The 16,506-nt window shown below is 45.9% G+C and carries 17 protein-coding genes; 8 read left to right on the top strand and 9 right to left on the bottom strand.

Features of this window, described 5'->3' with window-relative positions:
• Positions 1 to 110: 110 nt before the first annotated feature.
• Complete coding sequence (locus QUA10_RS24540; protein WP_333085158.1) at positions 111 to 1,019, top strand: MoxR family ATPase; 909 nt, start codon at positions 111 to 113, stop codon at positions 1,017 to 1,019.
• 285 nt (positions 1,020 to 1,304) lie between these two features.
• On the opposite strand, the gene QUA10_RS24535 is transcribed toward QUA10_RS24540, so the two are convergent.
• The 3 genes from QUA10_RS24535 to QUA10_RS24525 all read right to left on the bottom strand — a co-directional run bounded on the left by QUA10_RS24535 (position 1,305) and on the right by QUA10_RS24525 (position 3,114).
• The gene (locus tag QUA10_RS24535; RefSeq protein WP_333085157.1) at positions 1,305 to 2,525 is read right to left on the bottom strand and encodes a glycosyltransferase; all 1,221 of its coding nucleotides are present in this window, start codon (positions 2,523 to 2,525) and stop codon (positions 1,305 to 1,307) included.
• A 28-nt stretch (positions 2,526 to 2,553) separates the two neighbouring features.
• The gene (locus QUA10_RS24530; protein ID WP_333086395.1) at positions 2,554 to 2,712 is read right to left on the bottom strand and encodes a hypothetical protein; all 159 of its coding nucleotides are present in this window, start codon (positions 2,710 to 2,712) and stop codon (positions 2,554 to 2,556) included.
• A 195-nt stretch (positions 2,713 to 2,907) separates the two neighbouring features.
• Positions 2,908 to 3,114 (bottom strand): hypothetical protein, encoded by a 207-nt coding sequence (locus QUA10_RS24525; protein WP_333085156.1) that lies wholly within the window; start codon positions 3,112 to 3,114, stop codon positions 2,908 to 2,910.
• A 113-nt stretch (positions 3,115 to 3,227) separates the two neighbouring features.
• On the opposite strand from QUA10_RS24525, the gene QUA10_RS24520 reads away from it, so the two are divergent.
• Positions 3,228 to 3,554: an MgPME-cyclase complex family protein gene (locus tag QUA10_RS24520; protein WP_333042436.1), complete on the top strand. Its 327-nt coding sequence runs from the start codon at positions 3,228 to 3,230 to the stop codon at positions 3,552 to 3,554.
• On the top strand, positions 3,551 to 4,288 hold the full coding sequence (locus QUA10_RS24515) for a hypothetical protein (RefSeq protein ID WP_333085155.1): 738 nt from the start codon (positions 3,551 to 3,553) through the stop codon (positions 4,286 to 4,288). Before QUA10_RS24520 ends, QUA10_RS24515 begins: the two co-directional genes overlap by 4 nt.
• A gap of 67 nt (positions 4,289 to 4,355) precedes the next feature.
• Here the strand turns inward: QUA10_RS24515 and QUA10_RS24510 are convergent, their stop codons facing one another.
• Both QUA10_RS24510 and QUA10_RS24505 read right to left on the bottom strand, forming a co-directional pair.
• Positions 4,356 to 6,452, bottom strand: a complete 2,097-nt coding sequence (locus QUA10_RS24510; protein WP_333085154.1) for a tetratricopeptide repeat protein — start codon at positions 6,450 to 6,452, stop codon at positions 4,356 to 4,358.
• A gap of 296 nt (positions 6,453 to 6,748) precedes the next feature.
• A complete protein-coding gene (locus QUA10_RS24505; RefSeq protein WP_333085153.1) occupies positions 6,749 to 7,684 on the bottom strand; it encodes an NAD-dependent epimerase/dehydratase family protein in 936 nt (311 codons plus the stop codon).
• Positions 7,685 to 7,945: 261 nt separating this feature from the next.
• Here QUA10_RS24505 and dnaG point away from each other — a divergent pair, with 261 nt between their 5' ends.
• Positions 7,946 to 9,964: a DNA primase gene (gene dnaG, locus QUA10_RS24500; protein ID WP_333085152.1), complete on the top strand. Its 2,019-nt coding sequence runs from the start codon at positions 7,946 to 7,948 to the stop codon at positions 9,962 to 9,964.
• A 341-nt stretch (positions 9,965 to 10,305) separates the two neighbouring features.
• On the opposite strand, the gene QUA10_RS24495 is transcribed toward dnaG, so the two are convergent.
• On the bottom strand, positions 10,306 to 10,830 hold the full coding sequence (locus tag QUA10_RS24495) for a pentapeptide repeat-containing protein (RefSeq protein WP_333066993.1): 525 nt from the start codon (positions 10,828 to 10,830) through the stop codon (positions 10,306 to 10,308).
• 14 nt (positions 10,831 to 10,844) lie between these two features.
• Between QUA10_RS24495 and QUA10_RS24490 the strand changes: the two genes are divergently transcribed.
• Positions 10,845 to 11,474: a YraN family protein gene (locus tag QUA10_RS24490; protein ID WP_333085151.1), complete on the top strand. Its 630-nt coding sequence runs from the start codon at positions 10,845 to 10,847 to the stop codon at positions 11,472 to 11,474.
• Between the two features lie 198 nt (positions 11,475 to 11,672).
• On the opposite strand, the gene QUA10_RS24485 is transcribed toward QUA10_RS24490, so the two are convergent.
• Complete coding sequence (locus tag QUA10_RS24485; protein ID WP_006632408.1) at positions 11,673 to 12,062, bottom strand: hypothetical protein; 390 nt, start codon at positions 12,060 to 12,062, stop codon at positions 11,673 to 11,675.
• 157 nt (positions 12,063 to 12,219) lie between these two features.
• Between QUA10_RS24485 and queA the strand changes: the two genes are divergently transcribed.
• Positions 12,220 to 13,359 (top strand): tRNA preQ1(34) S-adenosylmethionine ribosyltransferase-isomerase QueA, encoded by a 1,140-nt coding sequence (queA, locus tag QUA10_RS24480; protein WP_333085150.1) that lies wholly within the window; start codon positions 12,220 to 12,222, stop codon positions 13,357 to 13,359.
• A 42-nt stretch (positions 13,360 to 13,401) separates the two neighbouring features.
• Here queA and rpmF read toward each other — a convergent pair whose 3' ends face one another.
• Together rpmF and QUA10_RS24470 are read right to left on the bottom strand one after the other, a co-directional pair.
• Positions 13,402 to 13,575, bottom strand: coding sequence for a 50S ribosomal protein L32 (rpmF, locus tag QUA10_RS24475; protein ID WP_006632406.1), 174 nt, complete (start codon positions 13,573 to 13,575; stop codon positions 13,402 to 13,404).
• Between the two features lie 176 nt (positions 13,576 to 13,751).
• Entirely contained in the window at positions 13,752 to 14,228 is a 477-nt protein-coding gene (locus QUA10_RS24470; RefSeq protein ID WP_333085149.1) for a TM2 domain-containing protein, read from the bottom strand.
• Between the two features lie 404 nt (positions 14,229 to 14,632).
• Here QUA10_RS24470 and acsF point away from each other — a divergent pair, with 404 nt between their 5' ends.
• Both acsF and QUA10_RS24460 read left to right on the top strand, forming a co-directional pair.
• Positions 14,633 to 15,709, top strand: a complete 1,077-nt coding sequence (acsF, locus tag QUA10_RS24465; protein WP_333058837.1) for a magnesium-protoporphyrin IX monomethyl ester (oxidative) cyclase — start codon at positions 14,633 to 14,635, stop codon at positions 15,707 to 15,709.
• Positions 15,710 to 15,862: 153 nt separating this feature from the next.
• Positions 15,863 to 16,435, top strand: coding sequence for a hypothetical protein (locus tag QUA10_RS24460; protein ID WP_333085148.1), 573 nt, complete (start codon positions 15,863 to 15,865; stop codon positions 16,433 to 16,435).
• Positions 16,436 to 16,506: the final 71 nt, after the last annotated feature.

Raw genomic sequence — 16,506 nt, 5'->3', positions numbered from 1 at the left:
CAGAATCAATTGTAGTTTTACAAATACGAATTCCGCAAGGCAAAGACTCAAGATTTGGGTCATTTGATCTTTGATCCACAATTAGCAATTAGCACTTAGTAATCAGGGATATGAGACAACATATTGAACGGCTCAAACAAAATCTAAGCAAAACTATGGTCGGCAAAGCGGATGCTATTCGCTTGGTGCTGGTAGCCGTGCTTTCGGGCGGCCACGCGCTGCTGGAAGATGTGCCGGGTGTGGGAAAAACGCTGCTGGCGAAGTCTTTGGCGCGATCGATCGATGGGAAGTTTCAGCGGATTCAGTGCACTCCCGATTTGTTACCGACTGATATCACCGGTACTAATATTTGGAATCCGCGCAGCGGAGAGTTTGAGTTTTTGCCAGGGCCAGTTTTTGCTAATGTTTTGCTTGCCGATGAAATCAATCGGGCGACGCCGCGAACTCAGTCAGCTTTGCTGGAAGTGATGGAAGAAAAGCAGGTGACAGTAGACGGAGTTTCTCGAAATGTTCCGACGCCGTTTTTTGTGATTGCGACTCAGAACCCGATCGAATATCAAGGCACTTTTCCCCTACCGGAAGCGCAGATGGATCGGTTTACTTTGTCTTTGACTTTGGGCTATCCCGCTGCGTTGGAAGAGTTGCAAATGTTGGAAAGGCTTTCTGAGAGTTTTGCAGTGGAAGATTTGCAGCCTTGTATTTCTTTGGAAGAAGTGCAGGAATTGCGTCGTTTGTGCGCTGGTGTGAAGGTGGAAGCCTCTTTGAAACAGTATATTGTAGATTTGGTGCGATCGACGCGAGAGGATGAGGAGATTACTCTGGGGGTGAGTCCCCGGGGTGCGGTGGCTTTGTACCGGGCGTCCCAGGCTTTGGCATTTATTTCGGGGCGGGATTTTGCTACCCCGGATGATGTGAAGGATTTGGCGCCGCACGTACTATCTCACCGATTGATTCCGGCGGGTGGAAGGAGGGCTAAGACAATTGTTGACAAGTTGTTGCGGTCTGTTCCTATTCCTTAAAAAGTTTGTAAGTAGGTTGCTTTAATTCAAGGAACAGGCAAGATGTCAAATCAAATATGTGTAGCATCGGAATTATAAAATCCAGTCAACAATCAACAATCACGGACGCTGCAACCGGAAGTGATCTAATTCATCTGCGTTAATCTGTGTTAATCTGCCCTCATCTGCGGTTAAAAAAAGATAATTTTTCGAACCGCAGATGACAATGGATTGACGCTGATTCACGCAGATAAAGAGAAGAGAGATATGAAGAATTCCCATGCTAACAGATTTGATGTCAGTTAATCAATAGGTTTTGCACCCTTCTGAAGCACTCTCAAACAGCGCGACTAATTTTTTGGCCTCTAAATCAACATTATGTTGTTGAGCAACTCTCTCGGCTCCTGTTTTCCCCATTTGTTCTAGCTTTTCTAAAGGTGCTTCCAATACCGCGCGCATCGCTACGGCTAATGCTTCTGCGGAACCGGGAGGAACTAACCAACCGCAAACACCGGGTTCTACGAGCTCCGGGATACCAGCAACATAGGTGCTAATTACGGGCCGATTGAGAGCGAGGGCTTCCATAATTACGACGGGCAAACCTTCAGCAAAACTCGGCAATACCATTGCCCGTGAAGCTAAAATCTCTTGCTGAACTCGATCGCCACTGGCCCACCCGGTAATTTCTATATGATTTTGCAGGCCGAGTTGCAGAATCTGCTTTTCAATATCCGATCGCAGCGGCCCGTCTCCTACCAGTACCAACTTAAACTCCAAGCCTTGAACTGCTAGCAAGTTAGCAGCTTCTAGCAATAATAAATGACCTTTTTGTTCGCTGAGTCGCCCAACGCAAGCTAAGCGGGGTGCTGCGGGTATGGGAACGTAGGGTGCAGCTAAAAATGCAGCATCTACGCCGCAGTGTATGACGTGAATTTTTGACCAAAAAGTGCGATCGCACCACCGAAAAAGCTGACTTTTACCGAAGGAACTAACTGCTGCTACAAAGGTCGATCGTTTAATTTTTTCGTCTAAGGAAAGAAGTGTCGCTTTATCAAATTCTTCAGGGCCGTGAACCGTGAAACTGTAAGTGGGGCCGCCAAGCACGCGACACAGCATTGCGACTGTTGTGGAATTTGTCCCGAAGTGAGCGTGAACGTGTGCTGTACCCGATTCTGCAAACCAATTTAAAAGAATGCAAGCTTCTGCTAAATAAGCTAGATGCAGCAAAATCCCCCGTTCCGAGTGCCAGCCAACTTTGAACATTAACCGCACAGCTTCGATGAATCGAATGGGTCTAGTTGCGGCAACGCGAAGCAAACCCCACGCTAACCCCTGTACACCAACTCCTAAGATTACTTTAGTCAATTCTTGCTCTAGTTTGTCGGCCCCATCAACGAGTTCTGACTCGCAGGATCGGATCGAATAACGTGCGACTTTCATGCCGCAATTTTCAACAGCTAGCACTTCTCTGCGGACAAAGCTGTGGCTGACTTTGGGATATTGGTTGACTAAATAAGCGATGTTCATGAACGGGGAGAAAATTTTATGGTAAAACTTAGATTAGTTTAGCCTTTGGCTGCATTCCCTGGGCAACAAATTTAGCTGATTTGTTGAGCTTATTTGAGCAGGGGCGGAGGGCGATCGCTTTGGGCGGGATGGCGGAAGTGACAGCGGGGCGATCGCTATTCCGGTCAGAGCAAATCAATCCACACATTTTACATTTTTAATACAATAGTAAGGACTATTTTTAGGTAGTAGCCACAAACCCGTGATTTTCCCGCGAGCACATTGATCACCATGAAAGCCTTTTTTAGGGTTCCCAATCAAAAACTGTCCGAATTTTTTTCATATGGAAACTACTCCCAATCAAGTTTAACAGCCCCAGATTGTCTCAATAATTTGTAATTATTTAACGTGCAATTCCATCTAATTTCCTATTGTCACCTAAATTTTGCCGAAAATCACTCGCCCGAAAAATAATCGCCCAAATGCCCAAACAACCGGCCACTCTCGCAACTCTCACAACTCCCCCAACACTCACCACCAAAGATTTTTCTGAGGCGACTTGCTCTGCATCTACCCAAGATGACAGCAAATAAGGTAAAGTAAACGGCACAAGAGTCTAGAACTCTCCAACAACCGCAACTCGGCAAACCGCCCCTGGCCAGCAAAACTGGCAGATACAGGCGGCATTAACCGCTAACCGTCAACCCCTAACAACCCAGAAAAATGCAAACCTACTACTACGTTTTAGCCAGCCAACGCTTTTTGCTAGAAGAAGAAGCCCTAGATGAAGTGTTTAAAGAAAGAACTCGCAACTACAACGAACAAGAAAAACAAATAGACTTCTGGTTGGTAAAACAGCCCGCTTTCCTAGAAGCACCGACAATGGCAGAAGTTAAAGCAAAATGCCCTCAGCCAGCCGCCGCTATTATTTCTACCGATCCAGTCTTCATCACCTGGTTGAAACTGCGATTAGAATATGTACTGACAGGTGAATTTCAAGCACCGTCAGCCACTATTCCCGATGCCCTCGCATCCCTACAGACAGCATGAACAAAATAGCAAAATATCAGACAAAACAACTAACAATAATTAGGGGTAAATTGTACAAATTTATTTTGTCTCTTCCCCTATTTCCTGCTACTTCAATCGCCATTTTGGGATTGACAATTTTATCGAGTTCTGTTAAAGCTCAATCGAGCTGCCAACCGCCTCAGCCCGATGAATATCTACTGTTAATTGTCACCCGAACACCCGAACAGCAAGAAAGAGCAAAACGCTCTTTCCCTGGAAATACTAACAACACAGTTTGTCGGTACATCAATGACACGGTGACGCGAGTTGGTGGCTTTCGCGACTCGCAAATCGCCAGCGATTGGGTTAAATACATCGAAGATGTTGTCGGATTGCAAGCTTACGTAGTACGATCGCCCGCAGCGGCACTACCCCAAAATTTGCCAGTCTACAGCCCTCAGCCAGCACCAGGCTCTGAACCAATCACCAATTCTCCCAGCGGCAATCTTGCCTTCAATCCCCAACCCCTGGGCCCTGGTTATGCAGTGTTAGTCGATTACTTCAACCAACCGGAATTAGCCGGCCAAGTCAGGCAAGCATTAGGCACGCAAGTAGGCTTAGCTTCCTACGGCCAGCGTCCCTTTTTATTCGTCGCTTATACAACGGATCAAAACGCCGCTACTGATGCGGTAAAAGCATTGAGTGATCGAGGTTTTTGGCCGATGTTAGTAGACAGCCGCCGAGTTACCGTAATTGCTCCCGCTGTTCGCTAAAAGATAAAAATTTGCAATTAAAATTGCTTCTTGTAAAACAAAGTCCGCCTAAGCGGACTAATAACAATTATTGTTGTTTTTGGGACTCTAGCGGGCTGCTTCCTAGCTGACTTTCTGACCGCTTTTTTGCTTCCATTGCCGCTCCGTAATCCGGTTTGTAGCGAATTGCTTTGTCATAGGATGCGATCGCATCTTCGTATCTTTTTACTGCTACAAGTGCATTGCCTCGGCTGTACCAGGCTTCGGAGTAGTCTTGCTTGACATAGACGGCTTCGTTGTAAGAGGCGATCGCATCTTCGTACCGTTTTAAATTGTACTGGGCATTCCCTCTATTGTACCAGGCTTGATATTCTTTCGAGTTTAAATCTAAGGCTCTGTTGTAAAACTCAATTGCTTGCTCGTACTTACGTAATTCGTGGTAGGACCAACCTAAATTGTACCATGCTTGATAATAATCAGGTTTTAATTTGACAGCTTTTTCGTAAGCTTCTACCGCTTCTTCATATCGGCGCATTTTTAGCAAAGCGATGCCTTTACTGTACCAGCCTTGATAAAAATTGGGCTGAAACCGCACGGCTTTTTCGTAGGCTTCAAAAGCTTCTTGGTTTTTGTTTAATTCTAGGAAAACATTGCCTAAATTGTACCAAGCTTCAGAATTATCGAATTTAATTTCAACTGCTTTTTCATAGGATTCTACGGCTCGATCGTACTGTTTTAATTTTTGGTAAGCTTGTCCCCGATTGTACCAGGCACCGTACAAATTAGGCTGAAATTGTACAGCTTTTTCGTAGGATGCGATCGCCTCTTCGTACCGCTGCGAATCTAACAGAACATCGCCTCTGCCTTCCCACGCTGCGGCATAGTCGGGCTGGATTTTCAAAGCGTTATCAAAAGATGCGATCGCCTCTTGAGACTGCTGCAAATTATCCAAAGCATAACCCCGTCCCGTCCAAGCTTCCAAGTATTCCGGCTTTAATTCTATGGCTTTATCATAAGCTGACTGCGATTCTCGATATTTTTTCAACTCATATAAAGTTTTGGCTTTTTCCTGCCAAACTTCCGCGTAGTCCGGCCTGAGAGTTATTGCTCGCTCGTAAGCTGCCAGAGCTTCTTCAAATCGGCTTAAATTGTAAAGAGTATTGCCTCGGTTGTACAGGTCAGTTGCATTTGCAGAATTAAAACTATTTACACCATAAATAGATGCTATAATACTGATGCCAATTAAACAGGCGATCGAAAATATTTTTAAATAGAGTTTTGTTCGGGGTTTTACAGGCTTATTCGCAGCAGCAACCGGAGGCAATACAGGAACTGTACCGCTCAAAGAATCTTTCAATTCTTTAATAGCTTGCAGCGTTTCGCCGGCACTAGAATAACGCTGGCGAAAATCGTACTTTACCATCTTATCTAAAATCTTCGCAAATTCAGGACTGACTGATGTTTTGTCCTGCCAAATTATTTCCTCTGTGTCGGGGTTTTTTGGCATTTGGTGAGGATTTATGCCAGTGAGGAACTGAATTGCGATCGCACCTGCGGCATAGATATCGCTGCTGAGTTTCGGGTTGCCGTGAGCTTGTTCGCTGGGCATATAACCGGGAGTACCGATGCTGACACTCAAGCTATTCTTGGGCTGAGGATTGGTAATTTGAGTAGTAATTTCTTTGACTGCGCCGAAGTCAATTAAAACTAATTTTCCGTCTCTATCTCGGCGGAGGATATTGCGGGGATTGACATCGCGGTGAATGACATTTTGCTGGTGTACAAAATCTAAAATTTCCAGAAGTTCTTGCAATATACAAATAACTTGATATTCCTGCATGACTCCCGCATTCCCAGGAGAAGCGGGGGTAATTTCTTGACTTAAATCGTGACCTTCTATAAATTCTTGAACTAGGTAAAACTCTTGGTTCTCTTCAAAAAAAGCAAAAAGTCGGGGAATGCGATCGTGAGTTCCCAATTTGTACAAAACTTGTGCTTCGGTATCGAATAAACGTCTTGCTACCTGTAGAGTTTGCGGATCAGTTGCTTGAGGTTTAAGCTGCTTGACGACGCAGAGGTGATTGCCTGGTAGCTGCTTATCTTCAGCTAAATAAGTTTGAGCAAATCCGCCGCCTCCCAAGTGACGGATAATACTGTAGCGATTGCCGAGTGTTATTCCAAGCATGAAATTCACCTAATATTTCCTAGTCGTTTGGAGAATTAGCTTCCAACCAAGCTGTCACATCTTCCGCATTTGAAAATTCTAACATGGCCTCTCTAAATTTTTTAATGGATCGAACGACCGCTGGGGAGCTTGAATTTCCATAAAATAAATTTACGGGTGAAATCCATTATGCCGTTCTTCAATCATTAATTTAGTTCCCTTTGCTTTCTTCCTTGTTCCCTCCCCTTACTAAGGGGAGGGTTAGGGTGGGGTTCTAGATTTTTGCTGGCATGGGATGGTCCCACTCTAACTTAACTTTAAACGGCTTTCAAAATCTCGTCATCGACTGAAAAATCTATCTCGGCTTTGTCCCGTCTCGAAACTACATAATCATTCTGAAAAGAATCTTTCAATCCAGAAACTAAGTCAAATTCCGGCTGCCAGTTAAGATCGGTGACAGCTTTATTAACGGAAGCGAAAAAGTGCTGCAATCTCATCGGAAAAGCTTTCTTTTTGCCGAAGTCAAATTGTTTCGGATCGTAGTGTACAATCTTAATAGCATCAGGGGATTTGCCCGCCGCTTGAATGCAGGCGCGGGCTAAACCGTCAAAGGTGACAAATCGATCGCCCGAAACGTTGTAAATTTGCCCGATCGCCCTAGAGTTCCCCAAAACCGCCGCCATAGCCCTAGCCAAATCCTGACAGTGCCCCAACTGCGTGAAGTGCATTCCGTTACCGGGAATCGGAATCGGTCGATCGCGCACAATGCGATCGAAAAACCAAGCCTCTAAATCGTTATAATTTTGGGGGCCGTAAATGTAAGTCGGGCGAATCGAAGTCCAAGGCAAACCGGACTCGGCCAAGTAATTTTCGGTTTCGCATTTACCCAAATGCCGGCTTTTCGGATCGGTAGCGTCCCCTTCAATATGAGGCATTTGATCCGACTTCAAATAAACCCCCGCAGAACTCATGTAAACAAAGTGCTGCACCCGCCCTTTAAATATTTCAGCTAAAGGCTTTGTATCGCTGAGTTCGCGGCCGTTGTTGTCAAAAACCGCGTCAAACTCGACCGTCGATAACTTTTCTTGCAATTGTTGAACATTTGTGCGATCGCCCTGAATCTGTTTTACGCCCGCAACCGGTACAGGCTTGTTGCCCCGGTTAAACAACACCACTTCATGCCCTTGTGCTGCTAAAATCTTAGTAAGATAAACCCCAATAAACCGAGTACCGCCCATCATTAAAATTCGCATTATTTTCGATGCTCCTTACAGTTAGTGTAAACATCTTACAATAAATTTATGCCCTAGGGCGTGTTTTCTATCCCCGGAGTTCCCCCTAAATCCCCCTTAAAAAGGGGGACTTTGACACTGATTCTTTCACCTTTTTAAGGGGGCTGGGATTGTGAATCTCATGAGAAATCACTCAGAGTAGATAATTCATCCGTATATCCGTGTCCTCATCCGTGTAGTGCTTTCCTTCTCCAATACTTTCAATTTGCCTAAAATAGCCCTATGCAAGTTCCTCGGCTGCATCCAGAAACAATCGAAGAAGTCAAACAAAGAGCCGACATAGTAGACGTTATTTCCGGTCGCGTCGTCTTGCGTAAACGCGGCAAAGAATTTGTAGGTTTGTGTCCTTTTCACGATGAAAAATCTCCCAGCTTTACAGTCAGTCCCGGCAAACAAATGTATTATTGTTTCGGCTGCGGTGCAGGCGGCAATGCTTTTAAGTTTCTCATGGAATTGGAGAAACGCCCTTTCAGCGAAGTAGTATTAGAATTAGCTAAAAATTATCAAGTACCCGTCAAAACAGTCGAACCGGAACACCGACAAGAATTGCAGCGCCAAATTTCTCTGAGGGAACAACTCTATGAAATCTCAGCACTAACAGCCAACTTTTACGAGCACGCTTTGCGGCAAACCCAAGGAGAAGAACCCTTAGCATATCTCAAATCAGAGCGCCAGCTCAGCGAAGAGACTATCCAACAATTTCAATTAGGTTATGCACCCCAAGGTTGGGAAGCACTTTACAGTTATTTAGTAGAACAGAAAAACTATCCAGCGCAATTAGTAGAACAAGCTGGATTAATTGTACCCCGAAAAAATGGCGGCAGCGGTTATTACGATCGCTTCCGCAATCGGATTATGATTCCCATTCGCGACACCCAAGGCAGAGTCATCGGTTTCGGCGGCAGAGCTCTCGGCGACGAACAGCCGAAATACCTCAATTCTCCCGAAACAGAACTGTTCGACAAAGGCAAAACTTTATTCGCCTTAGATACAGCGAAAACAGCCATTAGCAAAGCCGATCGCGCAGTGGTTGTAGAGGGGTACTTTGATGCGATCGCACTTCACGCCGCCGGCATCTCCAACGCCGTCGCTTCCCTCGGCACAGCGTTAAGTTTAAACCAAGTGCGGCAGTTATTGCGGTACACTGACTCCAAACAAATTATCCTCAACTTTGACGCCGACAAAGCAGGAACTCAAGCAGCAGAACGCGCTATTGGAGAAATAGAAAAACTCGCTTATCAAGGAGAAGTGCAACTGCGGGTACTCAACATTCCCGACGGCAAAGATGCCGACGAATACCTCAAAACATACTCCCCAGAACAATATCGAGAATTGCTCGAAAATGCTCCGTTGTGGATCGACTGGCAACTGCAACAAATGCTCGTCAATCAAGATTTGAAGCAAGCCGATACTTCCCAGCAAGTCACAAAAAAAATTATTAATTTATTAACCAACATCACTGACGACAATCAGCTAGCACATTACCTGCAAAAGTGCGCCGAAATTCTCAGTAAAGGAGATTTTAGACTCACAAAAATGATCGCTGAAAACTTGCTCAATCAAGTAGTTAGCGATTGGGCAAAGCGGCAGAGTCAAGACGAATCATTGACAATGCCCCTGTTAATTAGAAACAAGCTGAAGCCGAACAAACAATATAAAAAGCAACGTGCAAGCAGCGAAAACAAAAGCTCAAAATCAAGTTTATCTTTTGTAGCCCGCAGTCTTTTAGAAGAAGCAGAAGCGCAATTATTGCAGATTTATTTGCACTGTCCCGAATATCGCCAAGATGTCAGAGAAGCAATAGAAGCTAGAGACGTGCAGTTCAGCCTTTCTCACCACAGATTTTTGTGGCATCAGATTGTGAATGCAGAAATATTGCACAAAATGTCTTTACAAGTAGCGCCTTCAGAGTTAATATTGAAATTGCAAGATAGCTTCATTGAATATCCGAATCAATTAAATCAAATCTCGCATTTATTTCACTTAAATGAGTTCTCAGAAAGAAACGTTTATCGCGCACCTCTAGTCATTAGATCTGCCCTCGCCTGTATCGAGCAAATTATCAGCATGAAGCGCCGCCGAATTGCACTCAATATGTGGGAAAAAGCCAAAGCCGCTAGCAGTGGCGAAGAGGCTATAGAATATCACCAACTATTCTGTGCCGAACAAGAATGGCTCAAGGAATTAGAGAGGCTGCGTCAAGTTAATTTTTACGATTTAACATCTGTGCCTTGGGGCTAATACCCTTTTAGATTTTAGATTTTAGATTGGGGATTGGAGATGACTCGTTCGATATAGGTTGGAAGCCAGGGCTGCTTAGGGGCAACCACGGGGGGATTGCCCCTACGGAAAAGCAGGGTTTTGTAGGGGCGGTGCCCCCGTGCCCGCCCAGCCCATAGACGAGCGGGTAGGGGTTTCAGATATCGGGGCAACCACGGGGGGATTGCCCCTACAAGAGAATGAAACAGCCCTGGGTTTGAAGCTTGCGTGCGGTTACATTTTTTTAAACTGATATAAGGAATAAAGTCCCTACTAAGAACCCGTTTGTACTAAGGACTTTATTCCTTTATTCAACAAACTTTTTAATAATCGCAAAAAAGAGTTTCGCGAGTATCTCTACCCGTCACGGGATTAGTACCTTTTGCCACTTTACAAAGTTTTTCTATCATATCGTCTCGCAACAGTGTCTCAGTAAAATCTGCACCGTCAATGATAGCTCCTTCCAGCCTGGTATTGTAAGCGAAAGCACCTTCAAGGATAGCATTAGTTAAATTTGCTTTCATCATGCGAGCCAAATCTAAAGTCGCCCCCGTGAAATTCGCGCCTTCTAAATTTGCTTCTTCCATATTAGCCGCAAAAAAGCTGACACCCCGCAAATCTGCATTAGTAAAATTGCTGTTGCGAAGATTGGCTTTATTAAAACTGTCGTCAGTTAGAACTTGGCCAGTAAAATCAGCGCCTACTAGAATTTCTTTATCGTGATCCAAAGCGAAAGCAGGTGCGGGATTAATGCCGATCGCCCCAGCCGCAATTACTGCTAAAATAACAAAACTCAGCAAGAAAGTATAAATATTTTTGCCATGTTGGCGAATTCGAGAAATCATCATACAAGTTCAAGCTAATGGGCAGTCGTGACAGTTCAGAATTGAATTCTACCAGAAAGCGCGTCAAGCGTAGCTATCCCGTAGGGAATCGCCCGTTAGCGACGGCTGACTCCAATTCCCCCCAATCCCCAAACTCTAGGGATATCGGCACATTGGGAGAAAACTTAGTCGCCGAGTGGTTGCAGCAGCAAGGTTGGGAAATTTTGCACCGGCAGTGGCACTGTCGCTGGGGAGAGATTGACATCATCGCACTCGGAAGAGATGAAGAAAGCGAAATCAACAGAGGTAACGAAAATTCCCCATTCCCCATTCCCCATTCCCCATTCCCCATTCCCCATTCCCAAACATTAGCATTTGTAGAGGTAAAAACTCGCCGCCGAGGAAATTGGGATGCGGGTGGAATGTTGGCTATTAATACCACAAAACAAGCCAAACTTTGGCAAACAGCCGAAATATTTTTAAGCACTCATGCAGATTTAGCCAATAATTATTGTCGCTTTGATGTCGCTTTAGTCAGGTGCGAACCTTTACAACAAGACACTAAGGAAATATTACCACCATTAACTGCAGCGCATTCTCAATCCGCCGTTGCAGGTAACTACCGACTCACCCTGCAAGAATACATTCGCTCGGCTTTTAGCATTTAAAAATATATAATTAAAATTTAGAGGGTAAAATCTCAAACCAATGCCACTAGGTAATTTTTAATTGTTAACTTGCCTAGGCTGTCGCGCATTTCTCTCTTGAGCTTTAACGGAGCTGAAAAAAGCGTTAAATCTTCTCCCGCTTTCCCCTTCTCTCCCTCTCCTGTTCTGTCATCACAGTTAATGTATATGCGTAGCAATCTAGGCCAGAGTTTCCGGGCAATATCCCAGACCCTTGACAAACTGCTGGCGAAACGCTTCAATTTCTTTGCGGTCAGGGCTGCCGTGACAAACCACGGCCACCTGGTAGCGGCGCATCACGCTCAGTGGCGATTGTCCGGTTTCCAAACTCCAAAGCGCCATTTGCAAGCGAATTTCAGGATCGTAAGGAATCCCGAGTTCGTTCATAAAAGCCCGAAAATCCCCGTGCATTTCGGGAGTTAAATATTGGCTCATTTTCACCTTTACCACCCATCCGTCAATTTGGTGAATAACAGTGATAAATTGCAAGGGAAGATGATGAGCCGTGCGTAGGTAATCCACGACTCTCAGAGTAAGGCTAGTATTGGCGATGTAGTAGAGGTATTCCATAACGATCCTTATGAGCCTTATGAGCAAAGCTGATGCTATACCTCTATCGTCGCGGACTCTACCCGCCACCACAAGGGGAAAAGCACCCGACTTTGAATGGGGGTTTTTACCCAATTTGTTACCCAGTTGACAGATCGATCGCACAGGAATTCACTCGATGACAGAGATGGACTGGTCTTTGGACGGCTACGACTACGAACTCCCGCCCTCGCGCATTGCCCAAAATCCCGTAGTGCCGAGGGACAGTTCTCGCTTGCTGGCTGTAGATTCTCCCAGCAGCCACCAACACCGGATTTTCCGGGATTTACCCGATTTGCTGCAACCGGGCGACTTGCTGGTACTCAACAACACCCGCGTGCTGCCAGCGAGGCTCTACGGGCACAAACCCAACGGCCCGGCTGTGGAGATATTGTTGATGGAAGAACGGCAGCACAACTGTTGGCTGGCTTTGGTTAAACCGGGGAAACGCTTAAAGTTGGGAGCAAAAATTGAGTTTGATCCCATTGCCCCTGCCTGTGAGGACTCTACCACAGCTCCTTGCTGTTGCCTTCCGGATGCCACGATGCCCGATCGTCGTCGATTGACTGCGACAGTTATAGAGAGGGACGATGCCACAGGGGGACGGCTACTGGAGTTTGACATCCCCACAGATGAGAATCTGGTGAAGTTTTTGGACGAATACGGCCACGTACCCCTGCCGCCCTACATCGACAATTCCCAAGCTTCAGCCGAACAGTACCAGACTGTTTATGCCGATCGGCTTGGGGCCGTGGCTGCCCCCACAGCAGGCCTGCACTTCACCGAAGAATTGTTCAGCCGCTTGGAACAGCGGGGAATCGAAAAAACTTTTGTCACCTTACACGTCGGAGTAGGGACGTTTCGCCCGGTGGAGGTGGCAGACGTGACGGCTCACAAAATGCACGGCGAATGGGTGGAAGTAACCCCCGCCACCGTCGAGAAAATCCGCGAAACTAAAGCCAGAGGCGGGCGGATAATTGCCGTGGGTACCACAGCAGTGCGAGCTTTAGAGGGAGCCGCCGCCGCGAGCGGCGATTTTTCCTTGCAACCTTTTTGCGGCCCGACCAATTTGTTTATCTACCCTGGTTACAAGTGGCGGGTTGTAGAGGGGATGATTACCAATTTTCACTTGCCCCGCTCTACTTTAATGATGATGGTAAGTGCGATGATTGGAAGGCCTCGGCTGTTGGATTTGTACCGAGAAGCGATCGAGCAACAGTACCGCTTTTATTCCTTTGGCGATGCCATGCTGATTTTACCAACAGCAAAAAAGGATTGATCGATCGGGCATCGGGTTCGCCCCATGCCCGGTATTCCGTTTCTATTCTTCCTCCTCTTCTTCATTGCCGGGATACACGAAGCTGTTGGAACGTCCAGTCAGAACAGATTTGCCCAGAGACAGAGCTTTCTGAGCTGCCACTACAGCTTTGCGCTTCCATGTGGCCTTACGCATATTCTTCTTGGATTTGGAGGTTTTCTTCTTAGGGACTGCCATGACGCTAAATACTTTCTGCTTATATAGACAAACAAACATTCTAGCCGATTTTGTCGGCAATGCTTACTCAAAAAACGGCAATAACTGCTCACCAACCAATATCAAGTAGTAGGGTGCGTCAGCGATTAGCTTCTGGAAAAATAGACAAAATCCCCTAGGTAACGCACCCGCAGCAGCTAAAGTTCGTGAAAGTGGTAGATCACGACGCCCGTTACCGCATCGTTCTCGATACTCACATAACCCGTTTTGAGCATTGCCGTGAAAGCCTCTTCCACTTCGGCAAAAGTAGCGCCGGTTGCCATCACCCCTTGGGTAACAGATAATCTTCCGTTTTTGGTATAAGCTGCCTTCAGGAGTTTAACCCCTAACTGGTCTGGAGTTGGCTTGGGATATGTCGCGGCGATCGCCCCGCTGCTGGGATATAGCGGTATACCTTCGGGAGATACGGCGAGTTTGCCCCTGAGAGTGGCATTGTGTTCGTCCACCATGTTCGGCAGCAGCAGCAAGTCAAACAATTGCCCAAACCCAAACAAACCAAAGGTAAACAGCCACAGCAAACCCGTACCAATCTTGCCGTTGTAGAGGCGGTGGAGTCCGAATGGGCCGAAAAAACAAGCTGCCCATAAAAGGTAACTAACACCTAAATTGCTCATTTTCTGACCGTCCTGCCTGATTATTCTAAGAATTGGAGTCCCTATATACATTTTGTACTTTCTATCTGCTGTTTAAACAGCTTGACATGGGAATTTATTTGTGTGGTAGCCTAATAAACTGAGCAAAAGGCAGAATTTGGTTTCCCAATACCTTGTCTGGAAGCCCCTGAGTAATTTTGCGTAGCAATTCTTAACGCCATCAACATATTTCCGGGGGCGAGAGCTTGGTAAACTGGAGGGCGTGGAAATTACAGCAGCTTAGAACTGGATTCCACTATGGTTTCTTGACGGAGCGCCAAAGCAAGCGCGCCGCCAGCGCTGGCCGGAGATACACGAGCGCGATCGCCCGCAGTACCCGACAATGGAAACAAGCGAGTAGTTATAAGCAGAAATCCAATAAAAATATGGTAGATTCCCTCAAAAAACCCACTTTTGAAGAACTGCGGCCGGGAGTGAAAGCCCCAGCCAAAGAAACTATTCTCACGCCGAGATTTTACACAACAGATTTTGACGAGATGGCCAAAATGGACATCTCGGTAAATGAAGCCGAACTAAAAGCAATTATTGAAGAGTTCCGCGTTGACTACAACCGCAACCACTTCGTGCGTGATGCCGAGTTCGATCAATCTTGGGAACACATCGACGGCGAAAAGCGCCAGTTGTTCATTGAATTCCTGGAACGCTCTTGCACCGCTGAGTTTTCTGGATTCTTGCTTTACAAAGAGTTGGCACGCAAGCTCAAGGACAAAAATCCAGTGCTAGCCGAAGGTTTCTTGCTGATGTCGCGGGACGAAGCGCGGCACGCCGGATTCCTCAACAAAGCTCTCTCGGACTTTAATTTGTCCCTGGATTTGGGTTTCTTGACAAAGAGCCGCAGTTACACATTCTTTAAGCCGAAGTTTATTTTCTACGCGACTTACTTGTCTGAAAAGATCGGTTATTGGCGCTACATCACCATTTATCAGCACTTAAAAGCGCATCCTGAAGACCAGATTTATCCGATTTTCCGATTCTTTGAAAATTGGTGCCAGGATGAAAACCGCCACGGAGATTTCTTCGATGCGGTGATGAGAGCTCAGCCTCAGATGTTGAACGATTGGCGCGCTAAGCTTTGGTGCCGTTTCTTCTTGCTGTCAGTGTTCGCGACAATGTATCTCAATGATATCCAGCGCGCGGGTTTTTATCGATCGCTCGGACTTGATGCTCGCGAATACGACATCGAAGTGATTAAAAAGACCAACGAAACAGCCGGTCGCGTATTCCCAGTGATGCTCGACGTGAACAACCCAGAATTTTATGAACGGCTGGATGTTTGCCTCAAGAACAATCAGAAGTTGACCGCAATTGTTGCTTCTAATACTCCGAAATTCTTGCAATTCTTCCAAAAATTGCCTTTGTATTTGTCGAACGGCTGGCAGTTGTTGAAGCTGTACTTCATGAAAACAATTGAATCACCTTCAGTTGAGGGTGCAGTCCGTTAAGTTTTGATTTTTCATCCTCTGTGACGGCGGTTCTGCGACAAGCGGAGCCGCTTTTTTTGGTATGATGTTAGATTAGTTTTCATGGGCGGGCGTGCGATATGGTTTCAAATTCAATTAAGGAACTTTATGAAGGAGTTAATTGTGAGATGAGGAATGAGTGATATGAGTGCGGGAAGACGCAACTCTTTTGCAGACTACAAAGCCGATGGACAGAACTGGATCACCTTGACTGCCGGAGAATACTATCCCGATATATTGCAGGAGGCTTGCGAACTTTACGAACCTGTTCTAGTAATGTTTGGGCAATTACTCAGGACTTCTGAATCATCGGTGCGTCTATTTATACAGATTTCAGAGGTTCCCAGCACATGGATGCGAGTTCAACTTTTTAGGGTGTTTCGCAAGTATGTCAGCCCTGAGCTTCCCGTGGAAATGCTCAGAAGGAAAAAAAAGGCAACGGAAATTTGCAATCAGTTCGGAGTACGTTTTAGGTCTGTTCAAGAAGTTCAAGCTGCTTATATGACTCGTCCAATTCCCGATGAGGCACTGTCGGCTTTATTGTGGGAATACAAAAGTCGCGGAAAAAAGGGATACGACTTAACTGAAAGATTTTTCTCCTTATTCCGGTTACACTTTCCCTACTTGGCAATCAGAGGGCCAGAGCGAGCTGGAAAAGATATCCTGATGGGAAATGTCTTCGCCAACTATCCCAACCCGAAACGGTAGTCCTAAACAAGTAATGATAAATTGTAGTGATGGATAAAATACCAAATCGCACCGATGTGATTATTTAATGA

This window comes from Microcoleus sp. Pol8_D6 (assembly GCF_036700965.1).
Classification (GTDB): domain Bacteria; phylum Cyanobacteriota; class Cyanobacteriia; order Cyanobacteriales; family Microcoleaceae; genus Microcoleus.
This window is presented reverse-complemented; position numbering and strand designations above follow the sequence as displayed.